Raw genomic sequence first — 21,693 nt, 5'->3', positions numbered from 1 at the left:
GGCAGGGGAGGGGACGTGGTGTCCGGCTCCTTGGTCTCCAATATAGACCAAGTCTCCAATGGTTACCAAGGGCGGATTGGAGACCGGGGGCTACCCTGGAGGGCATGACGACACGGGAGCAGTCCCAGGCCGGGGCCGGGCAGGCCCAGGAGCTCGATGTCTTCGCCCAGCTCTGTCCGAGTCGCGCGATGCTCGCGGACCTGGCGGACAAGTGGTCGATGCTGATCCTGATGAGCCTCGGCGAGTTCGGTCCGCAGCGGTTCTCGGAGCTGCAGCGCGGGGTGGACGGGGTCAGTCGCAAGATGCTCACCCAGTCGCTGCGCACCTTGGAGCGCAACGGCCTGGTGCGGCGCACCGTCCACCCCGAGACGCCGCCGCGGGTGGTCTACGACCTGCTGCCGCTCGGCCGGGAGCTGGCCGGGCTGCTGGTGCCGGTCGGTCGCTGGACGCAGGAGCGGACGGCGCAGATGCTCGTCGCGCGCGAGGCGTTCGACCGGGCGCACCCCGACGCCTGACCGGCCGTGCGACGGGTGCGGCGCATCCTGCGGCGGCGTCGCGCGCTGCCTTCGGCGAGGGGTCGGGCGCCCCCGGGCGGGTGACCGGAGCCGATTTCCCTTCCGGGCCGTCGGCCGTGTAATGTCTTCCTTGTTCGACCGGTTCGCCCCTATAGCTCAGTCGGTAGAGCGTCTCCATGGTAAGGAGAAGGTCTGCGGTTCGATTCCGCATGGGGGCTCAAAGTGAAAGACCCTCGCCCAACGGCGAGGGTCTTTTTCGTTGCCGCCCGTCGGTGCCGGCACGGAGGCGGGCTAGCGGTCGGGTACGGAATGCGCTGTGATGGTGCGTCATCGGCCGCCCGCCCCACCGGGTGCGGGCGCGGAGCCGGACCCCGACCGGGAGGGTGTCATGGGCGTTCGGCTCGTGGTGGTCGACGACCATCGGTTGCTGGCCGAGGCGCTGGCCGCCGCGCTCCAGTTACGCGGCCACCGGGTGCTCGCGGTCGGCTCGCCGGCCGGGTCCGCCGCCGACCTGGTGGCCGGGCGCAGGCCCGAGGTGTGCCTGCTCGGGGTGGCCGGACCGGCCGAGCCCGGCGCCTTCGAGGGGCTGCGCAGGATTCGCCGGGAGCGGCCCGAGGTGGCCGTGATCGTGCTCGGACCGGTCGGTGAACTCCGGGGCGTGGCAAGTGCGTTCGCCGCGGGCGCGGCGGGGTACGTGCCCAGTGACGAGCGGATCGAGGTGGTCGAGCGGGCCATCGGGCGGGCGCGGGCCGGGGAGGCGGCGGTCGCGGTGGACGTGCTCCGCGGGGCCTTCGACCAGTTGCTGCGGCCGGCGGTGGAGCCGGACGACGAAGCGCTCCGGCTGCTGCGGCTGCTGACCCGCCGTGAGGTCGAGGTGCTGGCCCGGATCGCGGACGGCGAGGACACCGCGGCGATCGCGGCCGGGATGCGGATCGCGGCCAGTACCGCCCGGACGCACGTCCAGCGGGTGCTCATGAAGCTCGGTGCGCGCACTCGGCTGGAGGCTGCGGCGGTGGCCGCCCGGACGGGGCTGCTGGAGCGGATGGCGCGGGACTGACCGGGCGGCCCGACCGGCGCCTCGGGGAGGCGGTCGGGAGTGCGGTCCGGAGCACTCCGGCGGCCGGGGACAATGGGCCACAGTCGTATGTACGTCACCGATGGCCGCCCACCGGCGGACCATCGCCCGCTGGAGGTCTCATCATGAGTAAGTACCTGGTCACGGGTGGCGCCGGCTATGTCGGCAGCGTGGTCGCCGCCCACCTGCTGGAGGCGGGACACCAGGTGACCGTCCTGGACGACCTCTCCACCGGCTTCCGTGAGGGCGTGCCGGCCGGTGCGGAGTTCGTGCGGGGCCGGATCCAGGAGGCCGCCGCGGTGCTGGACGCCTCCTTCGACGGGGTGCTGCACTTCGCCGCCTCCTCGCAGGTCGGCGAGTCGGTCGCGGACCCGGAGAAGTACTGGCGCAACAACGTGGCCGGCTCGCTGGAGCTGATCAGCGCGATGCGCGCGGCGGGCGTGCGCAAGCTGGTGTTCTCCTCCACCGCCGCCACCTACGGCGAGCCGGAGGCGGTGCCGATCGCGGAGACCGCCCGCACGGCGCCCACCAACACCTACGGCGCCACCAAGCTGGCCGTCGACCACCTGATCACCAGTGAGGCCGTCGCCCACGGCCTGGCCGCCGTCTCGCTGCGCTACTTCAACGTGGCCGGCGCGTACGGTGCGTACGGCGAGCGGCACGACCCCGAGTCGCACCTGATCCCGCTGGTCTTCCAGGCCGCGCTCGGGCAGCGCGAGCACATCGCGGTGTACGGCGACGACTACCCGACCGAGGACGGCACCTGCGTCCGCGACTACATCCACGTCGCGGACCTGGCCGAGGCGCACCTGCTGGCGCTGGACGCCGCCAAGCCGGGCGAGCACCTGATCTGCAACCTGGGCAACGGCAGCGGCTTCTCGGTGCGCGAGGTGATCGAGTCGGTCAAGCGGGTCACCGGCCGGGAGATCCCGGTGGTCACCTCGGGCCGCCGCGCCGGCGACCCGGCCGTGCTGGTGGCCTCCGCCGAGCGCGCCCACCAGGCGCTGGGCTGGACCCCGAGCCGCCCGAACCTGGACGACATCGTCGCCGACGCCTGGAAGTTCACCCTGGAGAAGAACGGCCTGTAGACGGCGGCCCGCGCCCGCGGACGAAGCGCCGTTCCCGCTCCGGGGGCGGCGCTTCGTCGTTCCCGCGCGCGGCCCGGACCTCCCGGCGCTTCGGCGTTTCCGCGCGCCGGCGGCCGCGCGCTACCGCGCCGGGCGGGCGGCATAGGCGCGCAGGAAGGCCTGCACGCCGGCGGTGACGATCTCCTCGGTCTCCGACGGGGCGAGCGGATGCGCGCCCCAGTAGGAGCGCTGGGTGACCTCGCTCCCGACGAGCAGGACGAAGTGCTGGGCGGCGCGCGCCGGGTCGGGCGCGTCCATCAGGCCCTGGTCGGCCAACTCGCCGAACCGGATGCCGAGTTCGATCATGGCCCGGCGCGGTCCGGTGGCCTGCCAGGCGTCCAGCAGGTCCTTCGGGAGGTGGGCCGCCTCGGCGTTGATCTGCCGGACCAGCGCAAAGTGGTCGGCGAAGGTGGTGAGTGCCGCCACCCAGTCCAGGCCCAAGGTGACGAGGTCCGTCTCCAGGTCGGTGACCTTGGCCAGATGGCGTTCGATGACGTCCAGCTGGGCGTCGCTGACCTCCCCCGCGCTCTCCTGGACGACGGTTCGGAACAGCAGCTCCTTGCCGGCGAAGTGGTTGTAGATGGTGCGGGTGGACACCCCGGCCTCCGCGGCGATGGCGTCGATGCTGGCGCGGGAGTAGCCGTCCCGGCCGAAGACCGTCCGGGCGGCCCGGGTGATGGCCTGCCGCTTCTCGGCCAGCCCCCGGCGAGGTGCGGGCGCAGCTTCGTTCCTACTGGTCATCGGGGGTCTCCCAAAGAAGTTTGCAGTAAGCGTTGTACCTATTGCCATACACGTTGTACTTTACCTGACGTGCCGTCCGATCGGGCGGCCGTCCAGTGAAACCTGTGGAGACCGTCATGTCCGAGACCCCGTACCGCGTCGCCGTCATCGTCGGCAGCAGCCGCCAGGGCCGTGTCGCGCCCACCGTCGCCGAGTGGTTCCTGCGCACCGCCGGGCACCGGGCCGATCTCGACCTCGACGTCATCGACCTGGCCGACCACCCGCTGCCGCACCTGGGCGAGGAGCCCACCGCCGAGCAGGCCCAGTGCCTCGCCGCGCTCTCGCCGCGGCTGGCCGCCGCGGACGCCTTCGTGGTGATCACGCCCGAGTACAACCACAGCTTCCCCGCCGTGCTGAAGAACGCCATCGACTGGCACCGCGCCGAGTGGCAGGCCAAGCCGGTCGGCTTCGTCTCCTACGGTGGCCTCGGCGGCGGGCTGCGCGCGGTCGAGCAGCTCCGGCTGATCTTCGCCGAGCTGCACACCGTCACCGTCCGGGACTCCGTCAGCTTCCACGGCGTCTGGGCCGCCTTCGGGGAGGACGGCGAGCCCGTCGACCCGACCGTCCCGAACGGCGCCGCCAAGGGCATGCTCGACCAGCTCACCTGGTGGGCCCACACGCTGCGGGACGCCCGCGCCGCCCGCCCGTACGGCGCCTGACCGGCACCCGCCCGTACGGCGCCTGACCGGCACCCGCCCGTACGGCGCCTGACCGGCACCCGCCCGTACGGCGCCTGACCCGACGACCGACCGCCCGAAGCCCGTCAGCCAGGGGGACCCGATGAGCACCACCACAGGCACCGCCGCACCCGCCACCGCCGGGGCCGCCACCGCGCCCGGCCCGCGCACCGCGGCGATCGCCGCGGTCGTGGTCCTCGGTTCGCTGATGACCGTCCTCGACACCACGATCGTCAACGTCGCGCTCAACCGCCTCGCCGAGGACTTCCGGGCCCCGCTGGCCACCATCCAGTGGGTCACCACCGGCTACACCCTCGCGCTCGCCACCGTCACGCCGGTCACCGCCTGGGCGATCGGACGCTTCGGCGCCCGGCGCCTCTACCTGACCGCGCTCACCCTCTTCGTGCTCGGCTCGCTGCTGGCCGGCGCGGCCTGGGACGCCCCGTCGCTGATCGCCTTCCGGGTGCTCCAGGGGCTGGGCGGCGGCATGGTGATGCCGGTCGGGATGACCGTGCTGCTCCGGGCCTGCGACCCGGCCCGCACCGGGCGCACCATGAGCGTGCTCGGCATCCCCGTGCTGATCGGCCCGCTCGCCGGGCCGGTGCTGGGCGGCTGGCTGGTCGACGAGGCCTCCTGGCGCTGGGTCTTCCTGATCAACCTGCCGCTCGGCGCGCTCGCGCTCGGCCTGGCCGCCCGGCTGCTGCCCCGCGACGCCGGCGCGGCGGCCGGCCGCCGGCTGGACCTGCCGGGCCTGCTGATGCTCTCCCCGGGCCTGGCCGCGCTGATCTACGGACTGGGCGCCGGGCACGGCAACCCCGGCGCCGCCGCTCTGGTGCCCGTACTGGCCGGGGCAGCCCTGGTCGCCGGGTTCGTCGTCCGGGCGCTGACCACCCGTGACCCGCTGCTCGACCTGCGCCTCCTGGGCCGCCGGGCGTTCGCCGCCCCCGCCGCCACCATCGCCCTGTTCGGCTGCGGCTACTTCGGCTCGATGCTGCTGCTCCCGCTCTACTACCAGCTGCTGCGCGGCCAGAGCGCGACCGAGGTCGGCCTGCTGGGCATCCCGCAGGCGCTCGCCACCGGCATCACGATGCAGTTCGCCGGGCGGCTGGCCGACCGCTTCGCGCCGGGCCGGATCGTGCTCGCCGGTGTCCTGGTGGCCACCGCCGGTTTCCTCGGTTTCACCGTCCAGGTCGGCGCCGACACCCCGTACTGGCACCTGGTCGCCGCCCTGGTGGTGATGGGGACCGGTATCGGCATGACGCTGATGCCCGCCATGGCGGCTGCCACCCGCAGCGTCGCCCCGGTGGAGGTCCCGGCGGCCAGCACCCTGGTCACCATCGTCCAGCAGGTCTCCGGCTCGGTCGGCACCGCGCTGATGTCCGCCCTCCTGTCCGCGGCGCTGGCCGACCGGCTGCCCGGTGCGGCCGACGGGGGCCTGGCCGCCGTGCGGGCCCTGGACCCGGCGGCGCGGGCCGCGCTCGCCCCCGGCCTCGCGGAGGCCTTCCGGGAGACCTACGGATGGGCCGTCGCACTGCTCGCGCTGGCCCTGCTGCCCGCGCTGCTGCTCTCCCGGAGCGCGTCGCGGGACGCCGCCGGACTCTCCCGGAGCGCGTCGCGGGACGCCGCCGGACTCTCCCGGAGCGCGTCGCGGGACGCCACCGGAGGTACCAAGTCACGCCAAGTTCGCACCTCCTGACGAAACTTCACCAAACCCCCACCGAGCCGTCCCCCACCCCGTACGCTGATTCCGGTACCGGTGGGGGTCGGTGCTTTGGTCCTCCCGGGAGCCGGGGCGTGGGCGGCGGAGCAGTACCCGGGCCATGGCGGTGGGACGGGTCGGCGCTCCGGGCGCGGGCTCGGCCGAACAGGGGGGAGTGACGATGGGGCGGATCCGCGTCCTGGTGGTCGACGACCACCGGATCTTCGCCGAGGCGCTGGCCGCGGCGCTCGCCGCCGAGCCCGATGTGGAGGTCGGCGCGGCCGGCAGTGCGGCCGCCGCGGAGCGGGCGCTGGAGCGCGCCGCCACCGAGGGCCGGGCCTTCGACGTCGTCCTGATCGACGCCGACCTCGGTGCCGAGTCCGACGGCGCGCGCAAACCGCGCCAGCCCGGAGCCGACCCGCCCGACGCGGTACGCCGCCGCCCCCCGGTCACCCTGCCCGCACCCCGCCGCCCGGCCGCCGTGTCCGGCTCGCCCGCGGGCCCCGGCATCCCGGCCCGCACCACCCCGCCCCCGGTCTGTTCGACCGCCCCCTACCCGCCCGACCGGTACCACCCGGCCGCCCCGGTGCCCGACGGGCTCACCCTGCTCGCCCGGGCCCGCCGCAACCATCCCGCGCTGCGGGCGATCGTCCTGGCGACCGCCGACGACCCGCTCCGCGCCGCCCGCGCCCTGCACGCCGGCGCCACCGGCTGGGTGGCCAAGGAGAGTTCGCTGGCCCGTCTGCTGGCCGTGGTCCGGGGCGTGCTGCGCGACGAGACGCACCTGCCGCCGGCCCTGCTCACCGGCGTGATCCGGGAGCTCACCACCGCCCGGCGGGACCGCACCGAGAGTGAACGTCTCGTCGACATGCTCACCCCCCGGGAGAAGCAGATCCTGCGCTGTATGGTCGCCGGCCTCGGCCGGCAGGCCGTCGCCGAGCGGCTCTACCTCTCCCCGCACACCGTGCGCACCCACATGCAGAACGTCCTCGGCAAGCTCGGGGTGCACTCCACCCTGGCCGCCGTCGCGGTCGCGCGGCGGGCGGGCGTCAGCCCCTCCGAGCCGGCCGCGCCCGCAGCTCCGCCGTCCGTCGCCTCGACCACAGCTCCCGGCGCCGGCTGATCGGCCCGTCACACCCAGGTACCGGCTCAGGTCCGTCAGGTCAGGGAAATCCGGAGGACAGATGTCGCCGCACAGCACTTCCGCACGCCCGCACACAGCCCAGCCCGGCGCGAACGGGGGCCCGGCCGCCCCCTCGGCGGCCGCGAGTGCTCCCGCCGCGACGCCACCGACCGGCCTGCGCACCCTGATCGTCGGAGCCGGCGCCGCCGGGACGGCGCTGGTCCGCGACCTCGGCCGGACGCCGGAGTTCGGACTCGACCCGATCGGCCTGCTCGACGACGACCCGGCCAAGGCCGACCGGGCGGTGGGCGGCGTGCCCGTCCTCGGCACCCTGGCCGAGCTCACCGGGCTCGCCGTCCGCCACCGTGTCCAGGTGGTCGCGCTCGCCATCCCCGGTCTCGCCCCGCAGCGGGTCCGGGCCCTGGCCACCGCCGCCGCGGCGGCCGGTGCCGCCGTCCGCTACCTGCCGTCCTTCCTCGCCGCGCTGCGCCGAGAGGTGGTCGGGTCGGACATGCGCAGCCTGGACGTCAACCGGTTGATCGGGCGGCACGAGGTGCATGTGGTCTCCGCCGACGTCCGGGACGTGATCGAGGGCCGGCGGGTGCTGGTGACCGGGGCGGGCGGCTCGATCGGCAGCGAACTCTGCCGCCAGGTGAACGCGTTCAACCCGAGCGCGCTCTACATGCTGGACCACGACGAGTCCAACCTGCACCGCCTCCAACTGGAGATCTGGGGCGAGGCGCTGCTCACCGACGAGTCACTGGTGATCGCGGACATCCGGGACCGGCCGCGGATCCAGCAGATCTTCCGCGACCTCCAGCCCGAGGTGGTCTTCCACGCCGCCGCGCACAAGCACCTGCCGCTGCTGGAGCGCCACCCCAGTGAGGCGGTCAAGTCCAATGTGCTGGGCACCGACCACCTGGTGGAGGCCGCGCTGGCCACCGGTGTCGAGCGGTTCGTGCTGATCTCCACCGACAAGGCGGCCGACCCGACCTCGGTGCTCGGTGCCAGCAAGCGGCTGGCCGAGCTGATCGTGCAGGCGAACGCGCGGGACGCGCGCAACCTCGGCACCGGGGTGTTCTCCGCGGTCCGCTTCGGCAACGTGCTGGGCTCGCGCGGCTCGCTGCTGTCGGTGCTGGCCGAGCAGTTGCGCAGCGGCGGCCCGGTGACCATCACCCACCCCGATGTGACGCGGTTCTTCATGACCATCGAGGAGGCCGTCGGGCTGGTGCTGGAGTCCGCTCGGATGGCCCGCGGCGGTGAGGTCTTCGTGCTCGACATGGGCGAGCCGGTGCGGATCGTCGACCTGGTGCACAACTTCGCCGAGCAGGTGCAGCTGGGCCGGGACGAGGTGGAGATCCGCTACACCGGCCTGCGGGCGGGCGAGAAGCTGAACGAGGCGCTGTTCTCGGAGGGCGAGGAGCGGCTGCCCACCGCGCACGCCCGGATCTACGCCACCGTGGCCGAGCGCGGCGCCGGCCCCGAGGACCTCGCGGGCGGCCTGACCGGTCTCTACGAGGCGGCGGTGGGCAACAGTGACGAGGAGGTGCGCCGGCGGCTGGCCGAACTGCTGCCCGGCTACCGCACCGCGGTGTCCGAGCCGGCTCCGGTGCCGGCGCTCAGCGCCCCTTACCCGGACGGTTTCTGACGGCCCGCGGGCCGGGGGTCAGCTCGGGATGTTGTCGAAGGGAGCGACCAGCTGCCGCAGCAGTCCGGCGAGTTCGCCCTGCTGGGTGCCGGTGAGCTGGGCCAGCAGCTCGCGCTCGTGCGCCAGCAGCCCGGCGAGTGCCTGATCGGCCCGGTCGCGCCCGTCCTCGGTCAGCCGGACCAGGACGCCGCGCCGGTCGTCCGGATCGGGCAGGCGCTTGACCAGGCCCTTGCCGGTGAGCCGGTCGATCCGGTTGGTCATGGTGCCGGAGGTGACCAGGGTCTGGGTGAGCAGCTGGCCGGGGGAGAGCTGGTAGGGGGAGCCGGCGCGCCGCAGCGCGGTCAGGACGTCGAACTCCCAGGGCTCCAGGCCGTGCTCGGCGAAGGCCGTCCGGCGGGCGCGGTCGAGGTGCCGGGCGAGTCGGCTGACCCGGCTGAGTACCTCAAGTGGTTCCACGTCGAGGTCGGGGCGCTCTCGGCGCCATGCTGCGACCAGGCGGTCGACCTCGTCCTCCATGACGATCAGTGTATCGGGGGATGTGTCGATGTGAAGTCTCTTGACATCGAGAAATGTAACGTGGAAGCTGCGCGTGGATATCTTGATGTCGAGATACTTGTGAGGCCGGCCATGAGCACCCCCGTCTGGGACCCGGAGCAGTACCTGCGCTTCGCCGACGAACGGACCCGCCCGCTGCGGGACCTGCTCGCCCGCGTCCCCGCCCTGGCGCACGAGGCGTCCGCCACGATCCTGGACATCGGCTGCGGCCCCGGCAACTCCACCGCCGTCCTGCGCGAACGCTGGCCCCGGGCCCGGATCACCGGCGTCGACAACTCCGCCGAGATGCTCGCCGTCGCCCGCACCGAGGGCGAGCCCACCGCCGACTACCTGCTCGCCGACGCGCGCGGCTACGACCCGGCCGCCGCCGCACCGGACCTGATCGTCTCCAACGCGGCCCTGCAGTGGATCGGCTTCACGCCGGAGGGGGAGGACGGGCCCACGGGCCACCTCGACCTGCTGACCCGCTGGGCCGCGGCACTGGAGCCCGGCGGCGTGGTCGCCTTCCAGGTGCCCGGCAACTTCGACTCGCCCAGCCACACCCTGCTCGCCGAACTCCGCCGCAGCCCCCGCTGGCGTGACGCCCTGGGCGACGGCGCCATCCGGGCCGGCGTCCACGAACCCGGCGCGTACCTGGCGGCCCTCGCCGGCGCCGGCTGCTCCCCCGACGTCTGGGAGACCACCTACAGCACCCTGCTCCCCGGCGCGGACCCGGTGCTGGACTGGGTCAGGGGCACCGCCCTGCGGCCCGTTCTCACCCGGCTCACCGACCCGGCCGAGCGGGCGGCCTTCCTCGCCGAGTACGGCGCCCTGCTCCGCGAGGCCTACCCCGCCGGGCCGCACGGCACCGTCTTCCCGTTCCGGCGGATCTTCGCCGTCGGCGTGAAACGGTAGGCGCGACCGGGCGCGGCGAGGGCGGACCCTAGGTCTGGCGGTCGCCGACCAGCTTCGGGTGCCGCTCCATCCCCTCCAGGCCGTGCCAGGCCAGGTTCACCAGGTGGGCGGCGACCTCGGCCTTCTGCGGCTTGCGCACCTCCAGCCACCACTGGCCGGTCAGCGCCACCATTCCCACCAGCATCTGCGAGTACATCGGGGCGAGCCGCGGGTCGAAGCCCCGCGCCTTGAACTCCAGGCCCAGGATGTCCTCCACCTGCGTCGCGATGTCGCTGATCAGCGAGGCGAAGGTGCCGGTCGACTGGGCCACCGGGGAGTCCCGGACCAGGATCTTGAAACCGTCCGTCGACGTGTCGATGTAGTCCATCAGCGCGAACGCCGCCTGCTCCAGCAGCTCCCGCGAGTGCCCGCCGGTCAGTGCCCCCGTCACCATGTCCAGCAGCAGCTGCATCTCGCGGTCCACCACCACCGCGTAGAGCCCCTCCTTGCCCCCGAAGTGCTCGTACACCACCGGCTTGGACACCCCGGCCCGCTCGGCGATCTCCTCCACCGAGGTGCCGTCGTAGCCGCGCTCCGCGAACACCGACCGGCCGATCCCCAGCAGCTGCTCGCGCCGCTGCTTCCCGGTCATCCGCACCCGGCCGCTCCGGCGGCGGCCCGCGGGCGCCGCCGCGGCCGCCGGGGCAGCGGCACGCGGACGGGCCTGCGCCGCATCGGGCGCGACGTCCGTCCGCGGGCTCTCGTGGCCGCCTGTGCTGTCTGCGCTGCTCCCGTTCACCCCTACATCATGCTGCAGGCGCGCCCTCATGCGGCGCGGCGGGCGGCGATCCGCTGCGCGTCCGGCCAGCGGACGTCCCGGGCCCAGCCGGCCAGCTCGAACCAGCGGATCAGCCGGGCCGAGGAGTCGACCTGGCCGCGCAGCACGCCGTGCCGGGCCGAGGTCGGGTCCGCGTGGTGCAGGTTGTGCCAGGACTCGCCGCAGGACAGCACCGCCAGCCACCAGACGTTCCCGGAGCGGTCGCGGGAGCGGAACGGGCGGCTGCCGAGCGCGTGGCAGATCGAGTTGATCGACCAGGTGACGTGGTGCAGCAGGGCGACCCGGACCAGTGAACCCCAGAAGAAGGCGGAGAGCGCACCCTGCCAGGAGAGCGTGACCAGCCCGCCGACCAGGGGCGGGAGCAGCATCGAGATCGTGGTCCAGAGCCAGAACAGCCGGGAGATCCGCCTTATGGCCGGGTCGTCGACGAGATCCGGCGCGTACTTCAGCTGCGGGGTCTGCTCCTCGTCGAAGAGCCAGCCCATGTGCGCCCACCAGAGGCCCTTGAGCAGGGCGGGGACGGTCTCGCCGTAGCGCCACGGCGAGTGCGGGTCGCCGTCCTTGTCGCTGTACCGGTGGTGCTTGCGGTGGTCGGCCACCCAGCGGACCAGCGGGCCCTCGATGGCCAGCGACCCGGCGACGGCGAGGGCGACCCGCAGGGCCTTGTTGGCCTTGAAGGAGCCGTGGGTGAAGTAGCGGTGGTAGCCGATCGTGATGCCGTGACAGGTGAGGAAGTACATGACGGCGGCGATCGCGAGGTCGGTCCACCCCAGACCCCAGCCCCAGGCCACCGGCACGGCCGCCAGCAGCGCGGCGAACGGTACGGCGATGAACAGCCCGAGCGCGACCCGCTCGGCGAGACCCTGGCTCTCCCCGCCGCGGGTGGCGGAGAGCAGCGTCGGGGCGGGATCGATGGAGTGCGCGGTATCGGCGCGCGCCTCGCCGGCCTGGATGGTCATGGGTGTCCCTTGAGGGCGGGGTGGAGGTTACGTCTGCGTAACCTACGGCATCGTAGGTTGCGTTCGGCCGTCAGGGGAATACGTGACCGGGGGCGGCCCGGCGTATTTCACCCGACTGGATGGGCAACGTCCGGGAACCGCGCGGGCCGAGTCGGCTGCGCCAGGATGGTGGAGGTACGCGGCCGCAACCCTTAGGCTGTGTCGAAGCGCCCCGGGCGCTGCGAGTTGATGATCGATCCGCCGTGGTGTAATGGCAGCACAGGGCCCTTTGGAGGCCTTTGTCTGGGTTCGAATCCTAGCGGCGGAGCCAGTAGGCGCCTCTGTTTCGGGTGTACCACCCGCCCCCCGGTATTGTCGGGGCTGCTCGGCGGACTGTGCGAAGGCGACCGGCCTGGGTCCCGGCCGGGCTGCACTGCCCTCTCTGTGAACCGACTGAGGAGCCTCCCCCCGTGAGTGCCAATTCGCCTGCCGCCGTTGTCGTGCTTGCCGCCGGTGGCGGGACCAGGATGAAGTCGAACAGCCTGCCCAAGGTGCTCCACGAGGTCTGCGGGCGGTCACTGGTCGGCCACGCGGTGGCGGCGGCACAGGAGTTGACGCCGCGGCAGCTGGTCGTCGTGGTCGGGCACATGCGGGAGAAGGTGCAGGAGCACCTTGGGGCGCACTACCCGGCGGCGCGCGCCGTGGTGCAGGAGGAGCAGAAGGGCACCGGGCACGCCGTCCGTACCGCGCTGGAGGCCCTGGCGGCCGACGGGGTGGAGCTGGACGGCACGGTGATCGTCACCACCGGCGACGCGCCGCTGCTGACCGGCGCGACCCTGGAGGCCCTCGCCGGGGCGCACGCCGAGCAGGGCAACGGCGTCACCGTCCTGACGGCCGTCGTCCCGGACCCGTTCGGCTACGGGCGGATCCTGCGGGACGAGGCGGACGGCGCGGTCGCGGCGATCGTCGAGGAGAAGGACGCCTCGGACGCCCAGCGGGCGATCGACGAGATCAACTCGGGGGTCTTCGCCTTCGACGCCAAGCTGCTGGCCGAGGCGCTGTCCCGGGTCACCACCGACAACGTGCAGGGCGAGGAGTACCTCACCGACACCCTGGAGATCCTGCGGACGGCCGGCCACCGGGTCGGCGCCGTGGTGGCCGCGGACTACCGCGACATCCTGGGCATCAACGACCGGGTGCAGCTGGCCCAGGCCCGGCGCCTGCTGAACGACCGCCTGCTGGACCGGGCGATGCGCGCGGGTGTCACGGTGGTGGACCCGGCGACCACCTGGATCGACGTGCAGGTCTCCTACGAGCCGGACGCCGTGGTCCTGCCGGGCACCCAGCTGCACGGCGCCACCCATCTGGGCGAGGGCTGCGAGGTGGGCCCGAACTCGACGATCAAGGACACCCGGATCGGCGCCGGCGCGCGTGTGAGCAACACCACGGCGGACGGCGCCGAGGTGGGCGACTTCGCCACCGCCGGCCCGTACGCGTACCTGCGGCCGGGGGCGAAGCTGGCGCGCAGGGCGAAGGTCGGCACCTATGTCGAGGTGAAGAACTCGGAGCTGGGCGAGGGCGCCAAGGTGCCGCACCTGTCCTACATCGGGGACGCCACCATCGGCGAGGGCACCAACGTCGGCGCGGCCTCCGTCACGGTGAACTACGACGGGGTGAACAAGCACCGCACGGTGATCGGGGCGCACTGCCGCACCGGTTCGGACAACATGTTCATCGCGCCGGTGACGGTCGGTGACGGCGCCTACACCGCGGCCGGCTCGGTGATCACCGGCGACGTCCCCGCCGGCGCACTGGGCGTGAGCCGGGCGCAGCAGCGCAACATCGCCGGCTGGGTGGAGCGCAAGCGCCCCGGGACGGCATCGGCGCAGGCTGCGGCTGCCGCGTCGCAGGAGGCCGGGGAGGCCTGACGGGTCGGGCGGGAGTCCGAGGAGCGGTCCCGGGGCGGACGGTTTCTGCGCGGGCGCGTAACCTTGGGGACATACGTGCGCCACTGGGCCTACCGCCCGTGTCCAGGCGTACCGACATTTCCCCGACCCCTATCGCCAGCGGGCTCGCGCCTGCCTGCGGTGCGGACGGGTTCAGCGTCAGCAACGCGAGGAGACGGTGCAGTGAGCGGGATCACGACGTCGGGTGAGAAGAAACTCAAGCTCTTCTCCGGCCGTGCCCACCCTGAGCTGGCGAGGGAGGTGGCCGAGTCGCTCGGGACCGAGCTGGTTCCGACCAAGGCCCTGGACTTCGCCAACGGTGAGATCTACGTCCGCTTCCTGGACTCGGCGCGCGGTGCGGACTGTTTCGTGATGCAGAGCCACACGGCTCCCATCAACCAGTGGATCATGGAACAGCTGATCATGATCGATGCTCTGAAGCGGGCCTCGGCCCGGAGCATCACCGCGATCCTGCCGTTCTACGGCTACGCCCGCCAGGACAAGAAGCACCTGGGCCGCGAGCCCATCTCGGCCCGGCTGATCGCGGACCTGCTGGCCACGGCCGGCGCGGACCGGATCATGGCGGTGGACCTGCACACCGCGCAGATCCAGGGCTTCTTCTCCGGCCCGGTCGACCACCTGTTCGCGCTGCCGCTGCTGGCGGACTACGTGGGCGACAAGGTCGACCGTGACCGGCTCACCGTGGTGTCCCCGGACGCCGGCCGGGTGAAGGTCGCCGACCAGTGGTCGGACCGCCTGGGCGCGCCGCTGGCGATCATCCACAAGCGCCGCGACATGACGCAGGCCAACACCATCCTGTCCGCCGAGGTGGTCGGTGACGTCAGGGGCCGGGTCTGCGTCCTGGTCGACGACATGATCGACACCGCCGGCACCATCTGCGCCGCGGCCGACGCGCTGTTCGAGAACGGCGCCGCGGACGTGATCGTGGCCGCCACCCACGGCGTGCTCTCCGGCCCGGCCGCGGACCGGCTGAAGAACTCCCGGGTCAGCGAGTTCGTGTTCACCAACACCCTGCCGACCCCGGCCGAGCTCCAGCTGGACAAGATCACCACGCTGTCGATCGCCCCGTCGATCGCCGCCGCGATCCGCGAGGTGTTCGAGGACGGCTCGGTCACCAGCCTGTTCGAGGGCGTGCACTGACGAAGCCCCGCGCAGGCGGCCCCGGTCCCCCCAGGGGCCGGGGCCGCCGCCGATTTCGCGGGAGGGCACCCGTGCGGTTAGACTCGTGAAACTGCTCGGCGAGGGATGCCGTGTGCCTGCTCGTCGGGTGCCCGCTCCGTGATCGACGCGCTGCTGGAGCCGGTTCTGCCGGTTGTTGGCAGAGGTCGTGCGCCGCCGAGTGACCCCCGTTCTGTGGGTGTGGTCCCGGCGGTTTTTTCGCGTTGCCTGCACCCCCGCGCCAGTTTTCACGAGGAGTGCAGTCGTGTCCGAGATCCGCATCGCCGCTGAGACCCGTTCCGAGTTCGGCAAGGGCGCCGCCCGCCGGGCCCGTCGTGCCGGCCTGGTCCCCGGTGTCGTCTACGGCCACGGCCACGCCCCGGTTCACCTGAACCTGCCCGGCCACGCCCTGATGATGGCCCTGAAGACCCCGAACGCCCTGCTGGTCGTCCCGATCGAGGGCAAGGACGAGTACGTCCTGCCGAAGGCCATCCAGCGCCAGGCCATCAAGCGCACCATCGAGCACGTCGACCTGCTGCTCGTGAAGCGCGGCGAGAAGGTCACCGTCGAGATCCCCGTGCACACCGAGGGCGAGCTGGCCCCCGGCGGCAACCTGCTGGAGCACGTCCTCAACGCGCTGCCGATCGAGGCCGAGGCCACCCACCTGCCCGAGTCCGTGACCGTCTCGGTCGAGGGCCTGGAGGCCGGTGCCTCGATCACCGCCGGTGACATCGAGCTGCCCAAGGGCACCACGCTGGCCGTCGAGGCCGACACCGTCGTGCTGCAGGTCATCGGCGCCCAGGCCTCGCAGGCCGACGCCGACGCCGAGGCCGCCGAGGCCGGCGCCGAGGCCTGAGCCTCTCGCACCGTCTGACCGCTGCCCCGGCCGCTCCGTTCTGGAGCGGCCGGGGCAGCGGTGTGTCCGGGATGATGTCGACGAGCGAGAGCACGAGGAGCGATGCGATGAGCGAGGACGTGTACGAGGGCCCCTGGCTGGTGGTCGGGCTGGGCAACCCGGGGGAGCAGTACGCCCGGAACCGGCACAACATCGGCTTCATGGTGGTGGACCTGCTGGCGCAGCGGATGGGTGCCAGGTTCAAGGCGCACAAGAGCCGCGCCCAGGTGGCCGCGGGGCGGCTGTCGGGCCGGCGGGTGGTCCTGGCCAAGCCGATGTCCTTCATGAACCTCTCGGGCGGCCCGGTGACCGCCCTGCGGGACTTCTACAAGGCGCCGGCCTCGGCCGTGGTGGCCGTCCACGACGAGCTGGACATCGACTACGCCACGCTGCGGCTGAAGCTCGGCGGCGGCGACAACGGCCACAACGGGCTGAAGTCGATCACCAAGTCGCTGGGTCCGGAGTACTACCGGGTGCGCTGCGGGATCGGCCGGCCGCCGGGCCGGATGGAGGTCGCGGACTTCGTCCTGAAGGACTTCTCCGGCGCCGAGCGCAAGGAGCTGGAGTGGTTCGTGGACCGGTCGGCGGACGCCGTGGAGGCGTTGCTCTCCGACGGCCTGGAGCGGGCCCAGGGCGTCTACAACTCCTGACCGCCGCACCTCCCGGCGGTGCGGGACGGGCCCGCCCGCTGGCTGACCGGGTGTCAGGAGGGCTGTTCCGCAAGGAGCCCGGCCCTCGCGGGACACCTTCCGCCGGGGCGGGCGGCACCGGACGCGGCCGGCCGCGCAACAGTCGTACAACGCTTGGCCCCCAAACCTGAATGGGTGTGAGAAACCTGTGCGGGATCGGATAGCGTCAAACCCGTACGCGAACGGGTCCTGGGGAGTTCTCGATGCGGAGTTTGCGGCCGATCCGGCGCCTGCGGCCGGTCCGGGTGGTACGGCTGAGGCGACTGGGCCGGAGGGTCGGTACGGCCGGCGCGCTGGGGGCGGCCGGAGTGCTGCTCTCCGGCGGCGGCGTGGCGCACGCGGAGTCGGTGGCGGAACCCGATCCCGGTGTGGTGTCCCAGGATCCCGCCTCGGCGCAGTTCGGCCCGGTGCTCAGCGGTTCGGTCGGCGGTGACGCGGGCCTGCTGGCCGTCGGCGGCGGTCTGGTCGTGGCGGCGGGCGGCGCGGCCCTCTGGGTGAAGCGCCGGCGCGCGGGCGATCCGGGGGAGTGACGACGTCCGCAGGGGCCGGGTCCGGGCTTGCCGGACACCGGTCCCTGCGCGTCTTCCGGCGCGTGTCATCCGTTTTCCGCGGCCGGTGCGTCCTGTGGGCATGAAGCGCGAATCGATCCGGTCGACGGGCACCGGAAGTGACCCGTTCGACGAGTTCGTCTCGGCGCGGTACCAGTCCCTGCTGCGCGGCGCGTTCCTGATCACGGGGGACGTCCACGACGCCCGGGACCTGCTGCACGACGCCCTGGCCCGGGTCTACCCCCGGCGCGGTGTGATCAGGGACCCGGGGGCGGCCGAGGGCTACGTCCGCATGACGATGGTCCGCACCCATGTGTCGCGGTGGCGGCGGACCCGGCGGGAGGTGCTGACACCGTTCCTGCCGGACACCCCGGCACCGGCGGTGGACGCCCGGGACGAGCGGCTGGAGGTGGCGCTACGGGCGCTGCCGCCGCGTCAGCGGGCGGCGGTGGTGCTGCGCTACTACGTCGACCTGCCGGTGGCGCGGGTCGCCGAGGAGCTCGGTTGCTCGCAGGCGACGGCCAAGACGCACCTGGCCCGGGCGATGAGAACGCTTCGGCAGGAGCTGGCACCGGCGAGGGAGATGGTGGGCCATGGCGGCTGAGGACAGGACGGCGGACGGGGCGGCGGACGGGTTCGAGGAGGAGCTGACCGTCCGGCTCGGCGCGCGGGCGAGGGCGGTGGGCGCCAGCCCGCCGCTGGCCGACCTGCGGCGGGCCGGGCAGCGGCGGGCCCGGCGCCGGACGACGGCGCGGGTGGTGGCGGGGGCGGCGGTCCTGGCCCTCGGGGCGGGGGTGTTGACGCAGTTCGGCGGGGGAGCGGGCGGCGCCGCGCAGGTGGCGGCCTCCGGCGGGGCGGACGGCTCGGGGGCCTCCCGGGACGAGGCCGGGCCGCCCGTCCTGGCCTGCACGGCCGGTCCCTCGGCGAACCGGACTCCGGGCTGGACCGGGCCTCCGGGCGCCTCGGGGAACCGGACTCCGGGTTGGACCGGGCCCCCGGACGTCTCGGGGACACCGGTGACGCCGACACCACCGCCGGGGTCTTCGGCCTCGGGGTGGCCCGCGGGTTCGCCGACGGGGTGGCCGACAGGCGGGTCCTCGGGTTCGCCGACGGGCGGGCCGAGTTCGCCGTCCGGTCCGTCGAGCGGGTGGCCGACGGGCGGCCCGACGAGTTCGCCGTCCGGGTGGCCGGGCGGGGCTGTGCCGGGTTCGCCGTCGGGCTCGGGCTCGGCCTCGGCCTCGGCTCCGTCGGGCCGGCCGCAGGTCAGCGAGCTGGTCCGGCTCGCGAAGGTGGTCGGGGAGCTGGCCGCCACCGAGTACCCGGACCAGTACTTCGGGGCCTGCAGGGACGAGGCGACCCACACGCTGTACGTGATGCGGGTGCCGGGCGGCGACTTCGACCAGGCCGTCAGGACGCGGGTGACGGAGCGGCTGCCGGCCTCGAACGCGCGGTTGGTGTTCTGGGAGGCGGCCGGCTCGCGGGCCGCGGTGGACGAGCTCCGGGCCCGGATCACGGCGGACGCGGCCGGGTACTGGAAGGACCGCGGGATCGAGATCAGCCAGGTGACGGTCTGTCTCGACGGCGCCGGCGTGCGGGTGGACAGCCCGCAGGCGCGGAGGGCCCGGGCGGAGATCGTCGCCCGGTACGGCCGGCTGGTGGCCGAGGTCGTGCAGGTCGGCTGACCTGACACCGAGGGCCCTGCGACACCCCCCCTCGGACGGGGTGTCGCAGGGCCCTTTCGCCGCGGTGGCGCCGGTCAGCCGGTGTTGCGCAGGCCGGCGGCGATGCCGTTCACGGTCAGCAGCAGGGCGCGGGCCCGCAGCGGGTCCTCCGGGCGGCCGGTGGCGGCCTCCTCGCGCTGGCGGCGCAGCAGCGCGACCTGGAGGTAGGAGATCGGGTCCAGGTAGGCGTCGCGGACGGTGAAGGTCTGCTTCAGCACCGGGTTGTGCTCCAGCAGCTCGCTCTCGCCGGTGAGGCGGAGCACCTCGCGCAGGGTCAGCTCGTGCTCGGCGGTGATCTGGTCGAAGACGTGGTGCAGCTCGGCGGGCACCAGCTGCTCCACGTAGTGGCGGGCGATCCGCAGGTCGGTCTTGGCCAGCGTCATGGCGACGTTGGACAGGAAGTTGCGGAAGAAGTGCCACTGGCCGTACATCTCGTCCAGCACGTCCCCCAGACCCGCTTCGCGGGCGGCGGCGAGGCCGGCACCGACGCCGAACCAGCCGGGGACGATCTGGCGGGACTGGGTCCAGCCGAACACCCACGGGATGGCCCGCAGGCCGTCCAGGCCCGCGCCGGAGTCGGGGCGGCGGGACGGGCGGGAGCCCAGGTGCAGCGAGGCGAGCTGGTCGACCGGGGTGGCCGCGAAGAAGTACTTCGGCAGGTCCTCCTGCTCGACCAGGGCGCGGTAGGCGGTGTGGGCGGCCGCGGAGACCTGGTCCATCGCGGCGTCCCAGCGGGCCAGCTCCTCGGGGGCCTGGCGGGGCGCGGTGTGCAGCGCGGAGGCGGAGAGGGTGGCGGAGATGGTCAGTTCCAGGTTCTCCCGGGCCAGCGAGGGCAGCAGGTACTTGTCGGAGATGACCTCGCCCTGCTCGGTGACCTTGATCTCGCCCTCCAGGGTGCCCCAGGGCTGGGCCAGGATGGCCTCGTGCGAGGGGCCGCCGCCGCGGCCCACGGTGCCGCCGCGGCCGTGGAAGAGCCGCAGCCGGATGCCGTAGCGGTGGGCGACGTCGCGCAGTCGGCGCTGGGCGCGGTGGATCTCCCACTGGGACGTGGTGATGCCGCCGAACTTGGAGGAGTCGGAGTAGCCGAGCATGACCTCCTGGACGTCGCCGCGCAGCGAGACGAGCAGCCGGTAGGAGGGGTCGGAGAGCATCTCGTCCAGGATCCGGTCGGCCTCCTGGAGTTCGTCGGTGGTCTCCAGCAGCGGCACGATGCCGATCTTGGCGATGCCGCCGTGCAGGTCGATCAGGCCGGCCTCGCGGGCCAGCACGGTGGCGGCGAAGACGTCGTCGGCGCCCTGGCACATCGAGATGATGTAGCTCTCGACGATCTCGTCGCCGAACCGCTCGAAGCCCTCGCGAATGGTGTTGAAGACACCGAGGGTCTTGGTGCCGGCGGCGTCCAGCGGAGCCGGGGTGGGCGCGAGCGGGCGGCGCGAGCGGAGCTCCTTGGCGAGCAGCTTCTGCCGGTACTCGCGGGGCATGTCGGCGTAGCGCCAGGCCTCCTCGCCGAGCCGGTCGAAGAGCTGGCCGAGGGCGTGGTGGTGGGCCTCGGCGTGCTCGCGGACGTCCATGGTGGCGAGCTGGAGGCCGAAGGCCTCGATGGTGCGGATGGCGCGGGCGAGCCGGCCGTCGGCGATCAGCCCGCCGCGGTGGGAGCGGAGCGACTCCTGGATCAGCCGGAGGTCGGCGACGAGCTCGCGGGTGCCGAGGTAGTCGCGGCCCTCGATGTGCGGGGTGCCCTGGGCGAGCCGCTCGCGGGTGTTCTCCAGCTTGAGCCGGACGCAGGTGGCCTTGAGGCGGTAGGGCTCCTCGGCGTTCATCCGCTTGTAGCGCGGGCTCAGTTCGGGGAGCACGTGCAGGTCGGCGTTGAGCGAGGCGAGCAGCTCGGCCGAGGCGCCGGCCAGGCGCTCGGAGGTGGAGAGCGAGTTGCGCAGGTCGTCGACGGCGGCGAGGGCGTCCTTGATGCCGTACTCGTGCTGGAGGTTCAGGACGTCCCAGGTGACCGTCGGGGTGACGTTCGGGTTGCCGTCGCGGTCGCCGCCGATCCAGGTGCCGAAGGTGAGCGGGCGGACGCCGTCGGGCAGGGTGAGGCCGACCCGGGCGAGCTCCTCGTGCAGCTCCTCCAGGACCTCGGGGACGGCCTCGCGGTAGAGCTCGTCCAGGTAGTAGACGGCGTTGCGGGCCTCGTCGGTCGGCTCGGGGCGGGCGATCCGCAGCTCGTCGGTCTGCCAGAGCAGGTCGATGACCTCGGCGAGGCGGCGGTCGGCCTGCCGCTTGGCGGAGGAGGTGCGGGCCGGGTCGGCGTGGGAGAGACCGGCGGCGATCTGCTCGCGGTGGATCCGGTCGAGGAGCTCACCGATCCGGCGGAGCTTGTTGAGGACGCTGCGGCGGGCGGCCTCGGTGGGGTGCGCGGTGAAGACCGGGCGGACGGCCAGGTGGGCCAGGGTGTCCGCGAGGTGCTTCGGGTCGGCCTCGGCGAGCTGGTCCGCGGTCTGGGCGAGCAGCGAGCCCTCGCGGGCGCGGCGGGTGGCCAGCTCCCGGCCGCGGTGCACCTGCTCGGTGACGTTGGCGAGGTGGAAGTAGGTGGAGAAGGCGCGGACCAGCTTGGCGGCGGTCTCCAGGTCGATGTCGGAGAGCAGCTCGGCGGTCGCCTCGCCGTCGGTGCGGCTGAGCAGGCGGACCTGTTCGACCAGGCCCAGCAGCTGGGGGCCCTCCTGGCGGACCAGCGTCTCGCCGAGCAGGTCGCCGAGACGGCGGATGTCCGCGCGCAGGGCTGTGTTGTCAGCCTCGGCGCCGGCTGCGCCGACGCGGCTGGGGCTGTCCGCCGGAGTGGGGACCGGAGCGGTCACGGCTGGCTCCCTGTGGTG

20 protein-coding genes and 2 tRNA genes are annotated in these 21,693 nt (G+C 73.4%); 17 read left to right on the top strand and 5 right to left on the bottom strand.

Going from position 1 to position 21,693, the window contains the following annotated elements; translation table 11 throughout:
* Positions 1 to 104 precede the first annotated feature (104 nt).
* The 4 genes from AB0J08_RS00435 to galE all read left to right on the top strand — a co-directional run bounded on the left by AB0J08_RS00435 (position 105) and on the right by galE (position 2,678).
* Complete coding sequence (locus tag AB0J08_RS00435) at positions 105 to 515, top strand: helix-turn-helix domain-containing protein (protein WP_360624406.1); 411 nt, start codon at positions 105 to 107, stop codon at positions 513 to 515.
* Between the two features lie 145 nt (positions 516 to 660).
* Positions 661 to 733, top strand: a tRNA-Thr gene (locus AB0J08_RS00430).
* 170 nt (positions 734 to 903) lie between these two features.
* Positions 904 to 1,572, top strand: a complete 669-nt coding sequence (locus AB0J08_RS00425; protein ID WP_360624403.1) for a LuxR C-terminal-related transcriptional regulator — start codon at positions 904 to 906, stop codon at positions 1,570 to 1,572.
* 143 nt (positions 1,573 to 1,715) lie between these two features.
* Positions 1,716 to 2,678 (top strand): UDP-glucose 4-epimerase GalE, encoded by a 963-nt coding sequence (gene galE, locus AB0J08_RS00420; RefSeq protein ID WP_360624400.1) that lies wholly within the window; start codon positions 1,716 to 1,718, stop codon positions 2,676 to 2,678.
* 120 nt (positions 2,679 to 2,798) lie between these two features.
* On the opposite strand, the gene AB0J08_RS00415 is transcribed toward galE, so the two are convergent.
* Positions 2,799 to 3,458 (bottom strand): TetR/AcrR family transcriptional regulator, encoded by a 660-nt coding sequence (locus tag AB0J08_RS00415; RefSeq protein WP_360624397.1) that lies wholly within the window; start codon positions 3,456 to 3,458, stop codon positions 2,799 to 2,801.
* 116 nt (positions 3,459 to 3,574) lie between these two features.
* On the opposite strand from AB0J08_RS00415, the gene AB0J08_RS00410 reads away from it, so the two are divergent.
* The 4 genes from AB0J08_RS00410 to AB0J08_RS00395 all read left to right on the top strand — a co-directional run bounded on the left by AB0J08_RS00410 (position 3,575) and on the right by AB0J08_RS00395 (position 8,644).
* A complete protein-coding gene (locus AB0J08_RS00410; protein WP_360624394.1) occupies positions 3,575 to 4,156 on the top strand; it encodes an NAD(P)H-dependent oxidoreductase in 582 nt (193 codons plus the stop codon).
* 121 nt (positions 4,157 to 4,277) lie between these two features.
* A complete protein-coding gene (locus AB0J08_RS00405; RefSeq protein ID WP_360624391.1) occupies positions 4,278 to 5,870 on the top strand; it encodes a DHA2 family efflux MFS transporter permease subunit in 1,593 nt (530 codons plus the stop codon).
* 184 nt (positions 5,871 to 6,054) lie between these two features.
* Entirely contained in the window at positions 6,055 to 6,996 is a 942-nt protein-coding gene (locus AB0J08_RS00400; RefSeq protein ID WP_360624388.1) for a LuxR C-terminal-related transcriptional regulator, read from the top strand.
* Positions 6,997 to 7,057: 61 nt separating this feature from the next.
* On the top strand, positions 7,058 to 8,644 hold the full coding sequence (locus AB0J08_RS00395) for a nucleoside-diphosphate sugar epimerase/dehydratase (protein WP_360624384.1): 1,587 nt from the start codon (positions 7,058 to 7,060) through the stop codon (positions 8,642 to 8,644).
* Between the two features lie 18 nt (positions 8,645 to 8,662).
* Here the strand turns inward: AB0J08_RS00395 and AB0J08_RS00390 are convergent, their stop codons facing one another.
* Positions 8,663 to 9,160, bottom strand: coding sequence for a MarR family transcriptional regulator (locus AB0J08_RS00390; protein WP_329489314.1), 498 nt, complete (start codon positions 9,158 to 9,160; stop codon positions 8,663 to 8,665).
* A gap of 111 nt (positions 9,161 to 9,271) precedes the next feature.
* Here AB0J08_RS00390 and AB0J08_RS00385 point away from each other — a divergent pair, with 111 nt between their 5' ends.
* Positions 9,272 to 10,093 carry a methyltransferase domain-containing protein gene (locus AB0J08_RS00385; RefSeq protein WP_360624381.1) on the top strand — a complete coding sequence of 274 codons (822 nt, stop codon included), beginning with the start codon at positions 9,272 to 9,274 and terminating at the stop codon, positions 10,091 to 10,093.
* Between the two features lie 28 nt (positions 10,094 to 10,121).
* Here AB0J08_RS00385 and AB0J08_RS00380 read toward each other — a convergent pair whose 3' ends face one another.
* Positions 10,122 to 10,730, bottom strand: a complete 609-nt coding sequence (locus AB0J08_RS00380; RefSeq protein ID WP_360625137.1) for a TetR/AcrR family transcriptional regulator — start codon at positions 10,728 to 10,730, stop codon at positions 10,122 to 10,124.
* 167 nt (positions 10,731 to 10,897) lie between these two features.
* On the bottom strand, positions 10,898 to 11,869 hold the full coding sequence (locus AB0J08_RS00375) for a fatty acid desaturase (RefSeq protein WP_360624378.1): 972 nt from the start codon (positions 11,867 to 11,869) through the stop codon (positions 10,898 to 10,900).
* 236 nt (positions 11,870 to 12,105) lie between these two features.
* On the opposite strand from AB0J08_RS00375, the gene AB0J08_RS00370 reads away from it, so the two are divergent.
* The 8 genes from AB0J08_RS00370 (at position 12,106) to AB0J08_RS00335 (ending at position 18,787) form a co-directional block, all read left to right on the top strand.
* Positions 12,106 to 12,179 (top strand) — tRNA-Gln (locus tag AB0J08_RS00370).
* Between the two features lie 139 nt (positions 12,180 to 12,318).
* Positions 12,319 to 13,776, top strand: a complete 1,458-nt coding sequence (gene glmU, locus AB0J08_RS00365) for a bifunctional UDP-N-acetylglucosamine diphosphorylase/glucosamine-1-phosphate N-acetyltransferase GlmU (protein ID WP_360624375.1) — start codon at positions 12,319 to 12,321, stop codon at positions 13,774 to 13,776.
* A gap of 201 nt (positions 13,777 to 13,977) precedes the next feature.
* A complete protein-coding gene (locus AB0J08_RS00360; protein ID WP_360624372.1) occupies positions 13,978 to 14,955 on the top strand; it encodes a ribose-phosphate diphosphokinase in 978 nt (325 codons plus the stop codon).
* Positions 14,956 to 15,238: 283 nt separating this feature from the next.
* Positions 15,239 to 15,829, top strand: a complete 591-nt coding sequence (locus AB0J08_RS00355; RefSeq protein WP_360624369.1) for a 50S ribosomal protein L25/general stress protein Ctc — start codon at positions 15,239 to 15,241, stop codon at positions 15,827 to 15,829.
* A gap of 107 nt (positions 15,830 to 15,936) precedes the next feature.
* Positions 15,937 to 16,518 carry an aminoacyl-tRNA hydrolase gene (gene pth / locus AB0J08_RS00350; RefSeq protein ID WP_360624366.1) on the top strand — a complete coding sequence of 194 codons (582 nt, stop codon included), beginning with the start codon at positions 15,937 to 15,939 and terminating at the stop codon, positions 16,516 to 16,518.
* 242 nt (positions 16,519 to 16,760) lie between these two features.
* Entirely contained in the window at positions 16,761 to 17,087 is a 327-nt protein-coding gene (locus AB0J08_RS00345) for a hypothetical protein (protein WP_360624362.1), read from the top strand.
* Between the two features lie 100 nt (positions 17,088 to 17,187).
* A complete protein-coding gene (locus AB0J08_RS00340; protein WP_360624359.1) occupies positions 17,188 to 17,709 on the top strand; it encodes a SigE family RNA polymerase sigma factor in 522 nt (173 codons plus the stop codon).
* Positions 17,710 to 18,304: 595 nt separating this feature from the next.
* Entirely contained in the window at positions 18,305 to 18,787 is a 483-nt protein-coding gene (locus AB0J08_RS00335; RefSeq protein WP_360624356.1) for a hypothetical protein, read from the top strand.
* 74 nt (positions 18,788 to 18,861) lie between these two features.
* On the opposite strand, the gene ppc is transcribed toward AB0J08_RS00335, so the two are convergent.
* The gene (gene ppc, locus AB0J08_RS00330) at positions 18,862 to 21,597 is read right to left on the bottom strand and encodes a phosphoenolpyruvate carboxylase (RefSeq protein WP_360625134.1); all 2,736 of its coding nucleotides are present in this window, start codon (positions 21,595 to 21,597) and stop codon (positions 18,862 to 18,864) included.
* Between the last annotated feature and the right edge of the window lie 96 nt (positions 21,598 to 21,693).

Origin of the sequence: Kitasatospora sp. NPDC050463, assembly GCF_040655255.1 — a bacterium.
In the GTDB taxonomy this organism is placed as follows: Bacteria; Actinomycetota; Actinomycetes; order Streptomycetales; family Streptomycetaceae; genus Kitasatospora.
This window is presented reverse-complemented; position numbering and strand designations above follow the sequence as displayed.

Coding starts and splice junctions, on each gene's coding strand:
- AB0J08_RS00385 (WP_360624381.1), top strand. CDS start 9,272: ATGAGCACCCCCGTCTGGGACCCGGAGCAGTACCTGCGCTTCGCCGAC.
- AB0J08_RS00375 (WP_360624378.1), bottom strand. CDS start 11,869: ATGACCATCCAGGCCGGCGAGGCGCGCGCCGATACCGCGCACTCCATC.
- AB0J08_RS00410 (WP_360624394.1), top strand. CDS start 3,575: ATGTCCGAGACCCCGTACCGCGTCGCCGTCATCGTCGGCAGCAGCCGC.
- AB0J08_RS00345 (WP_360624362.1), top strand. CDS start 16,761: ATGCGGAGTTTGCGGCCGATCCGGCGCCTGCGGCCGGTCCGGGTGGTA.
- AB0J08_RS00425 (WP_360624403.1), top strand. CDS start 904: ATGGGCGTTCGGCTCGTGGTGGTCGACGACCATCGGTTGCTGGCCGAG.
- AB0J08_RS00390 (WP_329489314.1), bottom strand. CDS start 9,160: ATGGAGGACGAGGTCGACCGCCTGGTCGCAGCATGGCGCCGAGAGCGC.
- galE (WP_360624400.1), top strand. CDS start 1,716: ATGAGTAAGTACCTGGTCACGGGTGGCGCCGGCTATGTCGGCAGCGTG.
- AB0J08_RS00435 (WP_360624406.1), top strand. CDS start 105: ATGACGACACGGGAGCAGTCCCAGGCCGGGGCCGGGCAGGCCCAGGAG.
- AB0J08_RS00400 (WP_360624388.1), top strand. CDS start 6,055: ATGGGGCGGATCCGCGTCCTGGTGGTCGACGACCACCGGATCTTCGCC.
- AB0J08_RS00405 (WP_360624391.1), top strand. CDS start 4,278: ATGAGCACCACCACAGGCACCGCCGCACCCGCCACCGCCGGGGCCGCC.
- AB0J08_RS00415 (WP_360624397.1), bottom strand. CDS start 3,458: ATGACCAGTAGGAACGAAGCTGCGCCCGCACCTCGCCGGGGGCTGGCC.
- pth (WP_360624366.1), top strand. CDS start 15,937: ATGAGCGAGGACGTGTACGAGGGCCCCTGGCTGGTGGTCGGGCTGGGC.
- AB0J08_RS00340 (WP_360624359.1), top strand. CDS start 17,188: ATGAAGCGCGAATCGATCCGGTCGACGGGCACCGGAAGTGACCCGTTC.
- AB0J08_RS00395 (WP_360624384.1), top strand. CDS start 7,058: ATGTCGCCGCACAGCACTTCCGCACGCCCGCACACAGCCCAGCCCGGC.